Consider the following 15,689-nt stretch of genomic DNA (forward strand, 5'->3'; position numbering starts at 1 on the left):
GTCCGGTGGAGTGGGGGGCGTGGCCGACGTCGCGGTGGAGCGGGTGGTGACCGGGTACCTGGACCACCTGACCGTCGAACGCGGGCTGTCGGCCAACACGACCAGCTCCTACCGGCGGGACCTGCGCCGGTACTGCGCCTTCCTGGACGCCGCCGGGGTCCGGGGGCTGGGCGAGGTCGCCGAGTCCGACGTGACCGGGTTCCTCACCGCCCTGCGCACCGGGGACGACGAGCACCCGCCGCTGTCGGCCACCTCGGCGGCCCGGGCGGTGGTCGCCGTCCGCGGGCTGCACCGGTTCGCCCTGCTCGACGGTCTGGTGCCCGACGACGTCGCCGCCCAGGTCAAGCCGCCCGCGCCGGCCCGGCGGCTGCCCAAGGCGGTCACCGTCGAGCAGGTCGAGGCGCTGCTGGAGGCCGCCGGCCTGGACGAGGGCCCGCGCGGGCTGCGGGACCGGGCGCTGCTGGAGCTGCTGTACGGCACGGGGGCGCGGATCTCCGAGGCCGTCGGGCTGGCGGTGGACGACCTGGACCTGACCCACGGGTCGGTCCGGCTGGCCGGCAAGGGCGGCAAGCAGCGGGTGGTGCCGGTGGGCAGCTACGCCGTCCGGGCGGTGGAGGCCTACCTGGTCCGCGGCCGTCCGGCGCTGGCCACCGGGTCCGGCGTGCGGGGTGCGCTGTTCCTCAACGCCCGGGGCGGTCGGCTGTCCCGCCAGTCGGCCTGGGCGGTGCTGCGCACGGCGGCGGAGCGGGCCGGGCTCGCCGAGGTCGCGGACCTGTCGCCGCACACCCTGCGGCACTCCTTCGCCACGCACCTGCTCGACGGCGGGGCCGACGTCCGGGTGGTCCAGGAGCTGCTCGGGCACGCCTCGGTGACGACGACGCAGGTCTACACGCTGGTGACCGTGGACCGGCTGCGTGAGGTGTACGCCACATCCCACCCGCGTGCCCTGCACTGACCTCGGGAAGCGCGCCTTCCCGCGCTACGGCGTTGCTCTGGGTCGATGTCTGCTCACCACGGGTGGTCACACACCCGTGCAGCACTGCCGATGACGGTGTCGGAGGGCGACAAGTCGACACGGCGACAGCCGGGACGACCCGCCACCGGGGACTGCACCAGCTGCACCGAGGGAAGAGGCACCGAGGATGGCGACACCCGTCGTGACGAGCTCCGCCGTCGCGCACCCGCACGTGGGGGCGCCGGAGGTGGAGATGGGCGTGCCCGCCGGCCGCCAGGACCCCGCGCGTGCGCGGCAGCGTCCGCTGCCCACGCCCAAGCCCATCGACCGGCACGGACCGGCCCGCATCGTGGCGATGTGCAACCAGAAGGGCGGCGTCGGCAAGACCACGTCGACCATCAACCTGGGTGCCGCCCTCGTCGAGCAGGGCCGCCGCGTGCTGCTCGTCGACCTGGACCCGCAGGGCGCGCTCTCGGTGGGCCTGGGCATCCAGTCCCAGCAGCTGGAGCGCACCGTCTACAACGCGCTCATGGAGCGGCACACCACGCTGCGCGACGTCATCGTCCGCGACGTCGGCAACGTCCGCGGCCTGGACCTGGCGCCCTCCAACATCGACCTGTCCGCCGCCGAGGTGCAGCTGGTCTCCGAGGTCGCCCGCGAGCAGTCGCTGCTGCGGATCCTGGCCGAGGTGCGCCAGGAGTACGACTACGTCCTCATCGACTGCCAGCCGTCCCTGGGCCTGCTGACCGTCAACGCGCTGACCGCCGCGCAGGGCGTGATCATCCCGCTGGAGTGCGAGTTCTTCTCCCTCCGCGGCGTCGCCCTGCTGGTGGACACCATCGACAAGGTCAAGGAGCGCCTCAACCCCTCCCTGGAGGTCGACGGCATCCTGGCCACCATGTACGACTCGCGGACCGTGCACGCCCGCGAGGTCTTCAGCCGGGTCGTCGAGGCCTTCGGCGACACCGTCTTCCAGACCGTCATCACCCGCACCGTCCGCTTCCCCGAGACCACCGTGGCCGGTCAGCCGATCACCACCTGGGCCTCCACGTCCATCGGCGCCCAGGCCTACCGCGACCTGGCCAAGGAGGTCCTCGCACTGTGACCCGTCGCCCCGTCCTCCCCGGCGCGAGCGAGCTCTTCTTCCGTCGCACGGACGCCCCCTCCGTCGGCCCGGCCCCCGCGCCGGTGTCCGAGCTGCCTTCCCTCGCCGCCGCCGCGTCCTCCCCGGCGCTGCGCGGCAACGCCTCCCGCCGTCCCGAGGACGACGACGCCCCCGTCGGCGTGGACGACGCCGCCCCCGGCGCCACCCCGCTGCAGCTGGTCCGGGACACCCCCGACGAGCTGTCCTCGGTGCGCAGCGCCCTGCCTGCCGTCGGGCCGGCGGTCCGGGCCCGGCGGAGCGCCCGTGAGCGCACCAAGCACGAGGAGAAGATCACCGTCTACTGCTCCGCAGAGGAGCTGCTGGCCATCGAGAGCGCCCGGCTGGTCCTGCGCGGCCAGCACGGCGTGGTGGCCGACCGCGGGCGGATCGTCCGCGAGGCGGTCGCGGTGCTGCTGGCCGACCTGGAGTCCCACGGCGAGGACTCGGTCCTGGTGCGGCGGCTGCGGCAGGGCTGACCGGAGGGGCGGGTGGGGGACCGGGCGGTGCTCGGTCCCCGGTCCTGTCGGTGGGTCGCCCTAGGCTCGGCCCCGTGATCACGCCGTGACCGCGCTCGCCGAGCGCCCCGACGTCGCCCCGGGCGACGCCGGGCGGTTCACCGTGCGGCTGGTCAACTTCGAGGGCCCCTTCGACCTGCTGCTGCAGCTGATCGGCCGGCACCAGCTCGACGTCACCCAGATCGCGCTGTCCCGCGTCACCGACGACTTCATCGCCCACCTGCGGGCCCTGGGCGACGAGCTCGACCTGGACCAGGCCTCGGAGTTCCTGCTGGTCGCGGCCACCCTGCTCGACCTCAAGGCCGCGCGGCTGCTGCCGGCCGCCGACGTCGAGGACGAGGAGGACCTGGCCGCCCTGGAGGCCCGGGACCTGCTCTTCGCCCGGTTGCTGCAGTACCAGGCCTACAAGCGGGTCACCGGGTTCCTGCGCGAGCGGGAGGCCGAGGCCGCCCAGCGCTTCCCCCGCGACGTGGCGCTGGAGCCCCGGTTCGCCGCCCTGCTGCCCGAGGTGCTGCTCGGGGTCACCCCCGAGCAGTTCGCCGCGCTGGCCGCCCAGACGCTGACCCCCAAGCCGCCGCCGACGGTCAGCGTCACCCACCTGCACGCCCCCGCCGTCAGCGTGTCCGAGCAGCTGCTGCTGGTCCGCGGCCGCGTCGCCGACGCCGGGCGCATCGACTTCGCCACCCTCGCGGGCGACTGTGTGCACACCCTGGAGAAGGTGGCCCGGTTCCTGGTGCTGCTGGAGCTGTACCGGCAACGACTGGTCGACTTCGAGCAGGAGACGCCGCTGGGCGAGCTCACCGTGCTCTGGACCGGGCCGGTACCGGGGGAGGACCCGGGGGCGGTGCTGTGACCGGCCCCGACGTGACCGGCCCCGACCCGACCGGCCCCGACGACGGGTTCTCCTGGGACCGGGTCGCCGCGGAGCTGGCCGCCGCCGAGGCCGCCGACGAGCAGGCCGAGGTCGACGACTGGGACCAGGCCGCCACCGCGCTGGCCGCCTCGCTGGGCATCCCGGTGCGCCAGGCGCCGGAGCTGCCGCCGGCCGTCCCCGAGCCGGCCGCGGCACCACCACGGCCCCGGGTCGAGCTGGAGGACCTGCCGCTGCGGCCGCTGGACGAGGTGTCGGTGGAGGAGGCGTCGGTCGAGGACAGGGCGCCCGACGTCCCCGACGACGCCGACCCGCACGCACTGCTCGGCGCCCTGGAGGCGCTGCTGTTCGTCGTCGACACCCCGGTGGACGAGGGCACGCTGGCTGCGACCCTGCGCTGCCCGGTCGGCACGCTGCGCCGGGCGCTGGCCGAGCTGGGGGAGTCCTACGACGCCCGCGAGGCCGGGATGGTGCTCCGCCGGGTCGGCGAGGGCTGGCGGCTCTACACCCGGGAGGCGCACGCCGGGGTCGTCGAGCGGTACCTCCTGGAGGGTCAGCGCAGCCGGCTGACCCAGGCCGCGCTGGAGACCCTCGCGGTCATCGCCTACCGGCAACCGGTCACCCGTGCGCGGGTCTCGGCCATCCGTGGCGTGGGTGTGGACGCGGTGGTGCGTACCCTGGTCAGCCGGGGTCTGGTCTACGAGTGCGGTACCGACCCCGACAGCGGTGGGGGGCTCTACGCCACGACCCCGCTGTTCCTCGAACGGCTGGGTCTGACCGGCCTCGACGAGCTCCCCGAGCTCGCCCCGCTGCTGCCCGAGGCCCAGACCGTGCTCGACGAACACCCAGGATCTTGAGGACCACCATGAGCGAGAACACCACCCCCACCGACGAGCCCACCCCTGAGCAGGGTGACGAGCAGGGCGTCTGGTCCGAGGACATGGAGCTCGCCCCGGCCCACCCCGGCGACCGCGAGGACGCCCCGGAGCCGGAGGAGAAGCACGCCGAGCGGCTGCAGAAGGTCCTCGCCCGCGCCGGTGTCGGCTCCCGCCGGGTCTCCGAGGAGATGATCGACGAGGGCCGCATCGCGGTGAACGGCAAGACCGTCCTCGTGCAGGGCATGCGGGTGGACCCCCGCACCGTGCAGATCGCCGTGGACGGCGTGCGCATCGAGGTCCGCAACGACCGGGTCACCTACGCGCTCAACAAGCCCTTCGGCGTCATCACCGCGATGAGCGACGACCGCGGTCGGCCCACCGTCGGGGACATGGTGGGCGACCTGCAGAAGGGCATCGTGCACGTCGGGCGGCTGGACCAGGACACCGAGGGCCTGCTCATCCTCACCACCGACGGCGAGCTCGCCCACCGGCTGGCGCACCCCTCCTACGAGGTCAAGAAGACCTACATGGCGCAGGTCTCGGGCAGCGTGCCGCGCGACCTGGGCCGGCGCCTCAAGGACGGCATCACCCTCGAGGACGGGCCGGTCTCCGTCGACGGCTTCGAGCTGATGGACACCCACGCCGGGCAGTCCGTCGTGGAGATCGTGCTGCACGAGGGCCGCAAGCACATCGTGCGCCGGCTGCTGGCCGAGGTGGGCCTGCCCGTCTCCCGGCTGACCCGCACCGCCGTGGGCCCGGTCCAGCTGGCCCGGATGCGCACCGGCGTCATCCGCAAGCTGTCGCGCGCCGAGGTCGGCTCGCTGCAGGAGCTCGTCGGGCTCTGAGCGCCCCGCGCAGCGCAGGGGGCGGGTGGCAGCCGCTCTCTAGACTCGATCGAGGTGCCCGGCGACCCGGGCACCGGTTCCACGATGTCAGGAGAGTGCAGTGGCCGTCCGAGCCATCCGGGGTGCGACCCAGGTCGACGCCGACGACCGCGACCAGGTCCTCGAGGCGACCCGCGAACTCGTCGCCACGGTGCTCGAGCGCAACGAGCTCACCGGCGAGGACCTGATCAGCATCCTGTTCACCGCCACCCCCGACCTGGTCAGCGAGTTCCCCGCGCTGGCCGCCCGGGAGCTGGGGCTGGGCGACGTGCCGCTGATGTGCGCCACCGAGATCGCCGTACCGCACGCCCTGCCGCGGGTGCTGCGGCTGATGGCGCACGTGGACACCCCCCGGCCCCGGGCCGAGGTCCAGCACGTGTACCTGCGTGGCGCCGTCGCCCTCCGCCGGGACATCGCCCAGTGACCGCCCCCTTCCAGGGTCAGGTCACCCTCGACGGCCCCTCGGGCACCGGCAAGTCCAGTGTCGCCCGCATGGTCGCCACCCGGCTCGGTGCGGCCTACCTGGACACCGGCGCCATGTACCGGGCGGCCACCGTCGCCGTCCTGGACGCCGGCGTCGAGCTGGAGGACGCCGGCGCCGTCGAGCGGACGGTGGCGGCCGCCGACATCCGGGTCGGCACGTCCGCCGACACCGAGACGGTGACCGTCGACGGCGTCGACGTCGCCACCCGGATCCGCGGGGGAGAGGTGACCCGGGCCGTCTCGCCGGTGTCCGCCGTCCCCGCCGTGCGGCGGTTGCTGGTGGACCGACAGCGGTCCCTGGTCGCCGACGCGCACGCCGTCGTCGTCGAGGGGCGGGACATCGGCACCGTCGTCCTGCCCGACGCGACGGTGAAGGTCTACCTGACCGCCGCCCCGGAGGCCCGGGCGCAGCGGCGGGCCGGACAGCTCGGCGTCACCGACGCCGGCGAGGTGGCGGCCCTGGCCGCCGACCTGCGCCGCCGGGACGAGTACGACAGCAGCCGCGCGGACAGTCCGCTGCGGCCGGCCCAGGACGCGATCGTCGTCGACAGCACCGACCTGGACCGCGATGCGGTCGTCGAGGCCGTCGTCGAGCTCGCGCTGCAGGCCGCACGAGCAGGAGAACGCACATGAGCAAGACCCCGAACCCCGTCGTCGCCGTCGTCGGACGGCCCAACGTGGGCAAGTCCACCCTGGTCAACCGTTTCATCGGCCGCCGCGCCGCCGTCGTGCAGGACATCCCGGGCGTCACCCGCGACCGGATCAGCTACGAGGCGCTGTGGAACGGCAAGACGTTCACCGTCGTGGACACCGGCGGCTGGGAGCCCAAGGCGTCCGGCATGGCCGCCTCGATCGCCCGGCAGGCCGAGTACGCGATGAAGACCGCCGACGTGATCGTGCTGGTCGTCGACGCCTCGGTCGGCGTCACCGAGACCGACCTGTCGGCCGCGCGCGTGCTGCGCCGGTCCACCACCCCGGTGATCCTGGTCGCCAACAAGGTCGACGACGAGCGCGGTGAGGCCAACGCCGCCGAGCTGTGGTCCCTGGGCCTGGGCGAGCCGTTCAGCGTCAGCGCGCTGCACGGCCGCGGCGCCGGTGACCTGCTCGACCTGGTCCTGGACGCGATGCCCGAGGCGCCCCGCGAGTCCCTGGAGGAGGGTGGCCCGCGCCGGGTGGCCCTGGTCGGTCGGCCCAACGTGGGCAAGTCCAGCCTGATCAACCGGCTCTCGAAGTCCGAGCGCTCGGTCGTGGACTCCGTCGCCGGCACCACCGTCGACCCGGTGGACTCCCTGGTCACCCTGGGCGGGGAGCAGTGGCGCTTCGTGGACACCGCGGGCCTGCGCCGCAAGGTGGGGACGGCGAGCGGCACGGAGTACTACGCGAGCCTGCGCACCGAGGCCGCCATCGAGGCCTCGGAGGTGGCGATCGTGCTGCTGGCCGCCGACGAGGTCATCAGCGAGCAGGACCAGCGGGTCATCACCCAGGTCATCGAGTCCGGCCGCGCGCTGGTCATCGCGATCAACAAGTGGGACACCCTGGACGAGGACCGGCACGCCCAGCTGGAGAAGGAGATCGAGCGCGACCTGTCCCGGGTGAAGTGGGCGCACCGGGTCAACATCTCCGCGCTCAAGGGCCGTGGCGTGAACAAGCTCGCCGACCACCTGCGGGACGCCCTCGCCTCGTGGGAGTACCGCATCCCGACGGCAGAGCTGAACAACTTCATCCGCGCGCTGGTCCAGGAGACCCCGCCCCCGCCCCGAGGTGGCAAGGTCCCCAAGATCAAGTACGTGACGCAGGCCGACGTCCGCCCGCCGCGGTTCGTGGTCTTCTCCACGGGGTTCCTGGAGGCCGGCTACCGGCGCTTCCTGGAGCGCAAGCTGCGGGAGAAGTGGGGCTTCGAGGGCACCCCGATCGACGTGTCGATCAAGGTCCGGGAGACCAAGGCGCGGGACGCCCGCAAGCGCTGACCCGCTCCCCGGGGCCTCCAGGGCGTCGGGTAGTCTCTTCCATGCAGCTCACCGGCGCCACGGCGTCGCGAGCTCGGGCTGTAGCGCAGCTTGGTAGCGCACTTGACTGGGGGTCAAGGGGTCGCAGGTTCAAATCCTGTCAGCCCGACAGAGATAGAGCAGGTCAGAGGCGGGTCGACCGAAACGGCCGGCCCGCCTTTCGGCTGAGTACAGCCACGGGTACAGCCACGCGGTGCTTGGGACGTCCCGAGACGCGGTGAGCGGTGGCGCATCGACGATCGTGGGCGTCCTCGGGTGTGACTTCAGCGAATCACTTTCGCCTGGCGCTCATCCGTGTCACCAATCGTGGGCTGCGTCGATCCCGTCAGCGGCTTCGCGTCGTAGCGCAGGCGCGATGTTCCCCTGTACACGTCCGCTGTGCGATCCAGCCGTGAGCTTGTGCACCGTCACCACGGCTGCACAGGCAGCGCCCCTCCTGCATGCGTGTCACCCGGGGTGCATCAGGTGTGTCTGGGTTGGCCCGGTCCCGGTCCAGACGCCGGGATGGGTTGACCGTCACTGTGGGGTGAGACTCCGCGTCTGTCTCCCTGCGTCCCGACGCATCACAGGGTCATCTGCCGCGCCGGCGATGGTCCATGGGCGGGGCTTGCACATTGAAGCGCACCCTCCGTCTGCACCATCAGCACATCGAGCTCCGCGGGCCTGAGTCGTTGCCATGGAGGCGAACGAGCCGGTGGGGGGCAGTCATGTTCGCCGTGCGCCCCGTGACGCCGGTTGTTGCCTCCCCGTCCGAGCAGAACACGTGTTCCCGCTGGCTGCCCGCAGGCTCACCGCCGGGCAGGCCATGGTGCGGGTCGTCGTGGTCGCCGACGAGACCTGCGACGACGCCGGGTCGGTGCACCGGCTGGTCACCCGCTGGGCGGAGAACGAGCACCGGGCCGGGCTGACCACCGCCGAGCGGGCCGACGTCATCGGGTAGTTGTCGGCGCTCGGGGTCAGCGCCATGCAGGTCGCCCGGCGCACTCGTGCCACCAAGTCCGAGGTGACCGTCGCCCTGGCCGTGACCGCCTCCGAGCTGGCCCGGGCCGCCACCGTCACCTGCAGGCACTGGGCTACGTCCTGGGCGACGTCGAGCGCCGCGCCTGCTGGCAGGACCCCCTCCCCACCGACTGACCCCATCGCTCACTGACACCGGCCCCGGTGGGCCGCACGCCCAAGTGCGGCCCACCGGCGATCCAGCCCCAGGGCACTCGCCCTGGGGATGCCGGCCGGCGGCGGTGGTCGCGCGCACCCGGCGCTGAGGCGTGCGGCAGGCCTGACGGCCCGAAGCGCTGGCAGCAGCGGACACCCTGGCAGCCCGGATTTGCGCTCACCCGGCCCTCCGTTCGCAAGGCGGTCAAGGCCTACGGAGTGCGTAGTACCTGAACCGGATCCCGCAGGCTGGCCGTGATCGCTGAGGGCACCTGGGCCAGAACAGCGCCCACGACGGCGCAGACGGGCACGGCCCAGATCAGGTCGAAGGGCAGCAGGGTGCCGAAGCGCCAGTGGACGATGACGAGACTGAGGACCAGCCCCACGAGGGCACCGGCGGAGAAGACCAGTAGACCTTGAGTCATGACCAGGCCGATGATTCCGGCCCGAGTGGCACCCAGCGCTCTGCGTCGGCCGAACTCCTGGCGCCGGGAGTGCACCATCAGAAAGGACAGGAACGCCAGGACCACGGAGCCTGCAGCAAGTGTGATGAGCACGAAAGTCTGCCCGAACCGGTTGACGGTCGTGGAGATGCTTGCCCGTAGCTCCTCGGCGTCATCAGATTGGCCGACGACGATCTGACCTGGTTTGGTCGATTCCGACAGGGCGGCCAGGATGCGCGCGGTGGCCGACGTGTCAGCAAGGGCCACGCAGGTCACGACCAACGAGTGGACTGTCTCCGCATCGGAGAAGACCAGGACGTGGGATGGCGCCCCTGAATAGTCGCTCGAGAACGTACCTACGACGGCCCACTGTCGTCCGGCAGCGTCCTCCACAACTCCACCGAGTGAGCTGATCCGCAGACTGCGCGCATCGTCGACCTCCACGACCGCTTCGCCGGGGCCGGCGGGGAGACGCCCGTCCCGCATGGTGATCGGCACCTGGCCCCAACTGCCGGCGACTGCCCGACCCGATACCCGCCCGGCCTCAGGGAATGCGCCGTTGTAGACGTCGAAGGCCGTTCCGAGGCCCCAAGCAGACTCGACGGTCGACAGCAATCTCGCCTGATAGGCCAAGGACGCGGGGATCAACCCCAGGTTCTGGTCATCTGTCAGGGTCACGGTGCGCAGGTCGGGCCGCGCGAAAGTCTGCTGCACCTCTTGTCGCTGCGCTCCTACCTGTCCCGCCAGAACGAGGATTCCGGTGACCACGGCGACCATCACGATCGCGAAGATCGCGGAGAACGTCTTGGCGGCCAGGGCAGTGGCCCACGATTCGCGCAGCAGTACCAGCAGGCTCATGGCAGCACGACTCTTTCGTCGCAGCGCGCGACGACGCGGTCGTCGTGGGTGGCGATGATCACGGTGCTGCCCGACTCCGCAGCCCTGCTGAGCGCCCCGAGTACGGCGTCGGCCGAATCGCTGTCCAGGTTGCCGGTGGGCTCGTCGGCGAAGACGACCGCTGGCTCCATGAGCAACGCTCTGCAGACCCCAACCCGTTGAGCCTGCCCACCCGACACCTGACCCGGCTTCGAGGTCATCGGGATGGCCACCTGTAGTTCGGCCAGCAGAAGTTGGGCCCGTCCTCGCAGGGTCTTCCGAGTCGACTTGGAGTAGAGGCCGGGTTCGACGACAGCATCGAGAACCGTGCGGCGGGGGTCCAAGACAGCGTCCTGGAAGACGAAGCCGAACCTGGTCGCCCGTGTCCTCGCTCTGTCGGGATCGGATGCCGCGGTCTGGGACTGCCCTTCGAAGTACACCTCGCCCGACCACGGCGTCAGCAGTCCGGCGAGGAGGTAGAGAAGCGTGCTCTTCCCGGTACCCGAGGGGCCAGTCAGCGCGATCATCGACGCGCGCTGGAGGTGCAGGTCCATGTCATCGAAGATCGGACGGTTCTTCCGGTAGCCGTAGGTCATCCCTCGGGCCGACAGGAGGGGTTCAGTCATCGGCGGCGTCGACGAGGACCACTTGGCCGACATCGATCCCGGTGACCAGCGCCATCCCTCCCGAAGAGCCGACCACGGTCACGTCGATCTCGATGCCGTCGGGGACACGGAGGAACGTGGTCTCGTCCGGGCGGGTCTGGATGGCCTGGATCGGCACACCTGTGCCCGTCTGGGCTGGGATCACCTGGACGGCCACCTGGACCACGGCCGATGCCTGGCCGTTCAACAGGACGGTGCACTCGGTGGTGGCCGTGCACACGCTGGTGCCGTCAGGTGCGTTGATGGGGATGTCGAGTCCGCCGTCCTGGGATGCGGCATCCGAGGCCGTCGTACCCGGCACGGCCGGTCCGGTGACGCCCTGGCCACCCGTCCCGAATGTCGCCCCGACGCCGGCCGGGACCAGCTCGGCCTGCGCCGGCGTCACGCGCAAGACCAGCGTGGGGGAGCCGGCGAGGACGAGCAAGGGACGGGTTGTCGAGGTCATCCGTTGACCGACGGTGAAGTCGACGGCCGGTCTCACCACCAACGGAAGGCTCGTGAAGTACATGAGGTCTGATGGCTGCACGACCCCGTCCTGGGTCGTGCCCAGGTCCTTCTGCCACCTCATGACCGCAGCAGTCATCGCCTGGGTGAACGTCGAATCGGTGCGGCAGTCCCGGAGGTACCTACCCGAGCACAGGAAAGACCGCAGCTGCGTGACGTCCTGCCCACGGTCACCAAGCTGCAGGGCCCGGAAGGAAGGCACGTCACCGACCGCCGCGGTGGTCGGCCTGAGGTTCACCTCGAAGAGCCTTGAGCCGCTGTCGATGGTGGAGCTACCTGCCACGTCCACTGCCGTCACGGTGCCGTCTCCGTTGGCGTAGGGGCCAGGGACCGTGACATCGGACAGGGTGCCGGAGAACGTCAGTGTCCGCCCGATGCTGACTTGGTCGGTGGTCCAACGGTCAGGTTCGCCATCGAGTGTCGCGGATCCCGCCGGCTCGGCCGAGATGTCGGCGATTGTGACGCGGCCGGCCCAGAATCCGAGCGCCAGGAGCAGGACTATCGCCACGGGCACGGCCAGGACCCGCAGCGTCGGTCGCCGTGGTTTCACCATCGGTTAGTTCAAGGCGGTGAAGTCGTCTGGGCACGCCTCTTGTGCTGCGTCCAGCGACACCGGCGCGGTGGCGTCCAGGACGTTGAAGGCGCCGTCGGCGTCGAGGTAGACCTGCTCGGAAGGCCAGTCCGTGAGGGGGAAGCCAGCCGCGACCAGGCAGTCGTGCAGCCGGCTCAGGCTGGCGTAATCCTGCTGGAGAGAGGCCGTCGAGTCCGCCGGGAGTAGGCCTTGGGACTCCAGTTGCGAGTTGCATTCGGTCAGAGCGTCCTGGTACTCGGTCTGTCGCGCAGAGTCGTCGTCCTGGAAGTTCACCGACCCGTCCTCCCCGCGTGTGACGGCGAAGCCCTCGTCCAAGAGGCACTGGTAACGGGCGTTGTTGACGGCCGCGTCGTCAACGGCGGTCGTCGCGGTGGCCGCCATCGCGGGCGCGTCCTCGCCGGAGCAGGAGGACAGCGCGCACATCAGGCCGATCGCAGCGACTGTGGCCGCTGTGCGACGGAGCGGAGCGGTGAGCATCACTGCGGGAAGACCTCCACGGTCACTAACGAGCACGTTTCGCGATCATCGGGTCGATCATCGGAGACCGTACGGGTCTGACCTGGGGGAATGACATTGGAGGAGTACTGCTCGTCCTCGATCAGGCCGGCCCGATCGATCCGCACGGTGACGGTGTAGGCGGCGGACGCGTCCGAGGTGTTCGTGATCGCCAGGTCGATGGACCCCGGTGCGCACGTGATGGCGACGTCCGGCTGCGGCGCGGCCTGGCACGCGGACAGCGTGATGCCGGCCGCGCAGATCGTCCCTAGAACGCGTACTTGCCCATGCCTGTTCTGCATCACGCTCCCAGTCCTTCCATGACGAGGTCGGCGAATCTCGTTGACTCCACGTTGCACACGGACATCTCGGCTGGTGAGGACCGGATGAAGATGTGGGAACCACCCAGGCAGTCCCCTGTACGCAGGGTCATCTGGAACCTCAACACCTCAGGTTCGACCGGCCAGGAGCCGGTCACACGATGGATGAGGAATGACGCCCCGAAGAGGACTTGACTGTCCAGCTCATCGACTGGAGACCCGCTCAGCGCCGTCCGCAACCGGTCGAGCAACGGCTCCAGCGCCGGGGCTGCGTCGATGAGGTGGTCCTGCCCATCGAGTGCACCCAGGAAGAGGAGAATCGAGGGGGCCGTGACGGCCACGTCCTCGCCTGCCCACTCGGCCAGCGCCGCGTCGGTGATGCCGGGGAAGGGCAGAGAGACGTCCATGGCCGTTGCGTACTCCGCCAAGGAGCTCCAGCCAAGTGCGTGCTCCAGGTCTAGTGGGGATTGCAGGTCTTCGGTCTGCGCGGTCGACGTGACCAGGTCCTCCCTCGCGCTGGCCGTCCCGGAGGAGCGATCCGCCATGTAGAGCAGTGCGGTCCCGGCGAGCTCGTGAGACAAGTCCTGGTGCAGCTGACGGGTCGTTGCGGCCGTCATCGCGATCATCGCCTCGGGGGAGAAGAAGCTCCCGGCAGCAGGGGATCCTTGCTGCCAGCGCAACATTCGGAACGATGAACCAACACTGCCCACGAGCTGGGGGACCTCCAGCACCCGTCCATCAGGCAGGCGTCTGCGCTCGTCGAACTGTCCGGCTGCCCTGCGGGCCTCATCGGCGTGGCCGTTGGTGACCAACGCTCGCACGAGGAAGGCGCGGGACCAGTCGTCGGAGCCGGCATCGGCCAGAGCCGCCGACCTCAGGTCGGCGAGGAGGTCGTCATCCACGGGGAAGTCCACGGCGCCCAGCTGGGCGAACGCCAGGGCGGCGTCTCGTGGCACACGCAGGTTGTGGGCGCCAGGAACGTATGACTGCGGTAGGAGGCCGGTGACGTCGAGGATCTCGCCGGCGAGGAGTGCTGGAACGAGATCAGAACCGTCAGCGGCATCCCTCAAGGCTGTCTCCTGCACTGCCGTCACAGTCGGTCGCTCACTCGCGGTAGTCAAGGTCCAGGCCATCCATGCGTGGTCGATCGACTGATCGAGGAACCCGTCCTCCCACCATGTCTCGATGTCCTTCGGTGACCACAGCCCAGCCGGCGGTAGACCCGCCACCGTCATCAGGTACGCCGCCTCCACGGGGGGCAGCTCGGCTGTGAGTCCCGTCCAGGTGTCAGCTGGTGAAGCGACCCACGTCATCGGTTCGCCGAGGTCTTGTTGGACCGTCGCATCCAGGAGTTCGGCCTGGGTGGACATGCTCAGCGCCCCCCAAAGCTCTGGGGGGTATAGCAACCCGTCGGGGGACGCGAACGACGACGCCAACGACACGCCCGACCTTTGCGCCTCATCGGTCGCCGAAGTCGTGCAGCCGGTGGTGACGAGCAGGACGGCGATGAGCGCAAACACCAGTTGGGGGGAGCCTCCGAAGAGTTTCCCCCCAACCGTGCGCGCGTGTATTACCAGGTCGTCCAGCCGGAGTTGACGCTCGTCGAACCGCTGCTCAGCCTGGACCGAGCGGCCACGGAGACGCTGAAGATGCTGGGGCGGGCGGTCCCGGAGACGGAGTTCGAGCGGCCGTAGCCGCTCTCGGTCGCCGTGGCCAGGGTGGTCGAGTTGCCGGTGATGGTGGCACTCGGGTCCGCGGAGATCGAGACGGAGACGTTGATGCCGTTGGCCTTCACGTCCGCGCGGTGGGTGAACGACCGGTTGGCCGAGAGGGACGCACCCGCGCTGTAGCTGCACGCATTCAGGTAGACGTTGCAGGAGTTCGCCGAAACGGAGTACGTGACCCCGCCGGTGGTGATGGAGCTCCCCGAGCTGAACGCCTGTGCCGGGCTGGCCGCGAGGGCGCCCAGGGTGAGTGCCGCGGCAAGCGGGACGCCGACCCGGCGGACGAGTGTTGACGACATGTGAGACCCCTTCGCGAAGGCTGTGAAACGGGGACCGCTTCACATGCCCACAGAAGACTGGGGGGTCGCCTCGGTGAAATCAAGACCGACAAGGCTCGCATTTAAGACTGTGTGGGCCCGCAAATGGCCGGTGCTGAGCTGTGGGGAACGCGTGAGACCGTCAGGCCGGGTAGAGGATCAGCTAGCGCCCAGCTGGCACCGCCCGCAGCCTGGCCCCGGCCGCAGCGCGCCAGCCCCCGGGTCGTCCTCAGGTGGCCGGGTGCCCCGCGACCTGGGCGTCCACGCCCTGGGTCTTCAGCTCGGCGGCCATCTCCTTCGCCCACTGACCGGTGCCCGCCGGCGGTGACCGGCCACCCAGCTCCACCTGGGCCAGGGTCGCCAACCCGCTGGGCTCGGCCGCGGTCAGGGTGGCGTCGTGCTCCCCGGGACGTGGGCCCGGCCACCACCCGCCGCCGGAACGGGTCGGTGCCCGGCAGCGCCGACAGCAGCTCGAGCACTGCGTCCCGGGCCACCTGCAGTACCGGCTCATCAGGCTCAGATTCCCGACTTCCCCCCGGACCGCGAGCCTCCCCGGCCACCCAGGCAGCGCACCCGCGGGCAGCGGCACATCACCCTGCCCCGCTCCAGCCACCCACCCCAGACGCGACCACCAGAGCCCCACGGCCCCACGCTCGACAACCCGGCTACGCCGGCACCGACCCCACCGGGCCATCCCCACCGTGGCCGACGGCGACGCCGTCGATCCGCTCGCACCAGAACTCGTCACAGTCCCGACGCTCGACTCGGGGTCACCGGCACCGTGCCCCGAAAGTCAGGACCAGGGAACCCGGGTGCGGTCTCCAGCAGGCGCCACGCCCGCGCCCGCCAGATCGCGTCCTCGACG

General features: G+C 70.9%; 18 protein-coding genes and 1 tRNA gene. 11 read left to right on the forward strand and 8 right to left on the reverse strand.

The features are described from left to right. Positions 1-19: 19 nt before the first annotated feature. The 11 genes from xerD (at position 20) to AC0IVP_RS09130 (ending at position 8,676) form a co-directional block, all read left to right on the forward strand. The gene (gene xerD, locus AC0IVP_RS09080; protein ID WP_471756061.1) at positions 20-955 is read left to right on the forward strand and encodes a site-specific tyrosine recombinase XerD; all 936 of its coding nucleotides are present in this window, start codon (positions 20-22) and stop codon (positions 953-955) included. Positions 956-1,157: 202 nt separating this feature from the next. Next, positions 1,158-2,060, forward strand: a complete 903-nt coding sequence (locus tag AC0IVP_RS09085) for a ParA family protein (RefSeq protein ID WP_471756063.1) — start codon at positions 1,158-1,160, stop codon at positions 2,058-2,060. Beyond that, positions 2,057-2,575, forward strand: coding sequence for a hypothetical protein (locus AC0IVP_RS09090; RefSeq protein WP_471756065.1), 519 nt, complete (start codon positions 2,057-2,059; stop codon positions 2,573-2,575). Before AC0IVP_RS09085 ends, AC0IVP_RS09090 begins: the two co-directional genes overlap by 4 nt. Before the next feature lie 85 nt (positions 2,576-2,660). Next, on the forward strand, positions 2,661-3,467 hold the full coding sequence (locus AC0IVP_RS09095) for a segregation and condensation protein A (RefSeq protein WP_471756067.1): 807 nt from the start codon (positions 2,661-2,663) through the stop codon (positions 3,465-3,467). Beyond that, positions 3,464-4,342 carry an SMC-Scp complex subunit ScpB gene (scpB, locus tag AC0IVP_RS09100; RefSeq protein ID WP_471756069.1) on the forward strand — a complete coding sequence of 293 codons (879 nt, stop codon included), beginning with the start codon at positions 3,464-3,466 and terminating at the stop codon, positions 4,340-4,342. Before AC0IVP_RS09095 ends, scpB begins: the two co-directional genes overlap by 4 nt. 8 nt (positions 4,343-4,350) lie before the next feature. Next, complete coding sequence (locus AC0IVP_RS09105) at positions 4,351-5,208, forward strand: pseudouridine synthase (protein ID WP_082557193.1); 858 nt, start codon at positions 4,351-4,353, stop codon at positions 5,206-5,208. A gap of 100 nt (positions 5,209-5,308) precedes the next feature. Next, positions 5,309-5,671, forward strand: coding sequence for a chorismate mutase (gene aroH / locus AC0IVP_RS09110; protein WP_471756071.1), 363 nt, complete (start codon positions 5,309-5,311; stop codon positions 5,669-5,671). Continuing rightward, the gene (gene cmk, locus AC0IVP_RS09115; protein ID WP_056300157.1) at positions 5,668-6,363 is read left to right on the forward strand and encodes a (d)CMP kinase; all 696 of its coding nucleotides are present in this window, start codon (positions 5,668-5,670) and stop codon (positions 6,361-6,363) included. Before aroH ends, cmk begins: the two co-directional genes overlap by 4 nt. Then, positions 6,360-7,697 (forward strand): ribosome biogenesis GTPase Der, encoded by a 1,338-nt coding sequence (gene der, locus AC0IVP_RS09120; RefSeq protein WP_056300154.1) that lies wholly within the window; start codon positions 6,360-6,362, stop codon positions 7,695-7,697. The genes cmk and der overlap by 4 nt, the downstream gene beginning before the upstream one ends. 74 nt (positions 7,698-7,771) lie before the next feature. Then, positions 7,772-7,845, forward strand: a tRNA-Pro gene (locus tag AC0IVP_RS09125). A gap of 654 nt (positions 7,846-8,499) precedes the next feature. Next, a complete protein-coding gene (locus tag AC0IVP_RS09130) occupies positions 8,500-8,676 on the forward strand; it encodes a hypothetical protein (protein WP_471756073.1) in 177 nt (58 codons plus the stop codon). A gap of 424 nt (positions 8,677-9,100) precedes the next feature. Here the strand turns inward: AC0IVP_RS09130 and AC0IVP_RS09135 are convergent, their stop codons facing one another. The 8 genes from AC0IVP_RS09135 to AC0IVP_RS09170 all read right to left on the reverse strand — a co-directional run bounded on the left by AC0IVP_RS09135 (position 9,101) and on the right by AC0IVP_RS09170 (position 15,188). Then, positions 9,101-10,189, reverse strand: coding sequence for an ABC transporter permease (locus tag AC0IVP_RS09135; protein WP_471756075.1), 1,089 nt, complete (start codon positions 10,187-10,189; stop codon positions 9,101-9,103). Beyond that, the gene (locus tag AC0IVP_RS09140) at positions 10,186-10,833 is read right to left on the reverse strand and encodes an ABC transporter ATP-binding protein (RefSeq protein WP_471756077.1); all 648 of its coding nucleotides are present in this window, start codon (positions 10,831-10,833) and stop codon (positions 10,186-10,188) included. The genes AC0IVP_RS09135 and AC0IVP_RS09140 overlap by 4 nt, the downstream gene beginning before the upstream one ends. Continuing rightward, positions 10,826-11,884 (reverse strand): peptidoglycan-binding domain-containing protein, encoded by a 1,059-nt coding sequence (locus tag AC0IVP_RS09145; protein WP_471756079.1) that lies wholly within the window; start codon positions 11,882-11,884, stop codon positions 10,826-10,828. The genes AC0IVP_RS09140 and AC0IVP_RS09145 overlap by 8 nt, the downstream gene beginning before the upstream one ends. A gap of 48 nt (positions 11,885-11,932) precedes the next feature. After that, complete coding sequence (locus tag AC0IVP_RS09150; protein WP_471756081.1) at positions 11,933-12,445, reverse strand: hypothetical protein; 513 nt, start codon at positions 12,443-12,445, stop codon at positions 11,933-11,935. Then, entirely contained in the window at positions 12,445-12,768 is a 324-nt protein-coding gene (locus tag AC0IVP_RS09155) for a hypothetical protein (protein ID WP_471756083.1), read from the reverse strand. The genes AC0IVP_RS09150 and AC0IVP_RS09155 overlap by 1 nt, the downstream gene beginning before the upstream one ends. Next, on the reverse strand, positions 12,765-14,303 hold the full coding sequence (locus AC0IVP_RS09160; protein WP_471756085.1) for a hypothetical protein: 1,539 nt from the start codon (positions 14,301-14,303) through the stop codon (positions 12,765-12,767). The genes AC0IVP_RS09155 and AC0IVP_RS09160 overlap by 4 nt, the downstream gene beginning before the upstream one ends. A gap of 50 nt (positions 14,304-14,353) precedes the next feature. Then, on the reverse strand, positions 14,354-14,806 hold the full coding sequence (locus tag AC0IVP_RS09165; protein WP_471756087.1) for a hypothetical protein: 453 nt from the start codon (positions 14,804-14,806) through the stop codon (positions 14,354-14,356). A gap of 247 nt (positions 14,807-15,053) precedes the next feature. Next, on the reverse strand, positions 15,054-15,188 hold the full coding sequence (locus tag AC0IVP_RS09170) for a hypothetical protein (protein WP_471756089.1): 135 nt from the start codon (positions 15,186-15,188) through the stop codon (positions 15,054-15,056). Positions 15,189-15,689 lie beyond the last annotated feature (501 nt).

The organism is Klenkia sp. AC732 (assembly GCF_979256525.1).

Excerpts from the sequence above, each read along its gene's own strand:
- AC0IVP_RS09105 (WP_082557193.1), top strand. The coding sequence starts at position 4,351 with ATGAGCGAGAACACCACCCCCACCGACGAGCCCACCCCTGAGCAGGGT.
- der (WP_056300154.1), top strand. The coding sequence starts at position 6,360 with ATGAGCAAGACCCCGAACCCCGTCGTCGCCGTCGTCGGACGGCCCAAC.
- AC0IVP_RS09135 (WP_471756075.1), bottom strand. The coding sequence starts at position 10,189 with ATGAGCCTGCTGGTACTGCTGCGCGAATCGTGGGCCACTGCCCTGGCC.
- AC0IVP_RS09140 (WP_471756077.1), bottom strand. The coding sequence starts at position 10,833 with ATGACTGAACCCCTCCTGTCGGCCCGAGGGATGACCTACGGCTACCGG.
- AC0IVP_RS09150 (WP_471756081.1), bottom strand. The coding sequence starts at position 12,445 with ATGCTCACCGCTCCGCTCCGTCGCACAGCGGCCACAGTCGCTGCGATC.
- AC0IVP_RS09165 (WP_471756087.1), bottom strand. The coding sequence starts at position 14,806 with ATGTCGTCAACACTCGTCCGCCGGGTCGGCGTCCCGCTTGCCGCGGCA.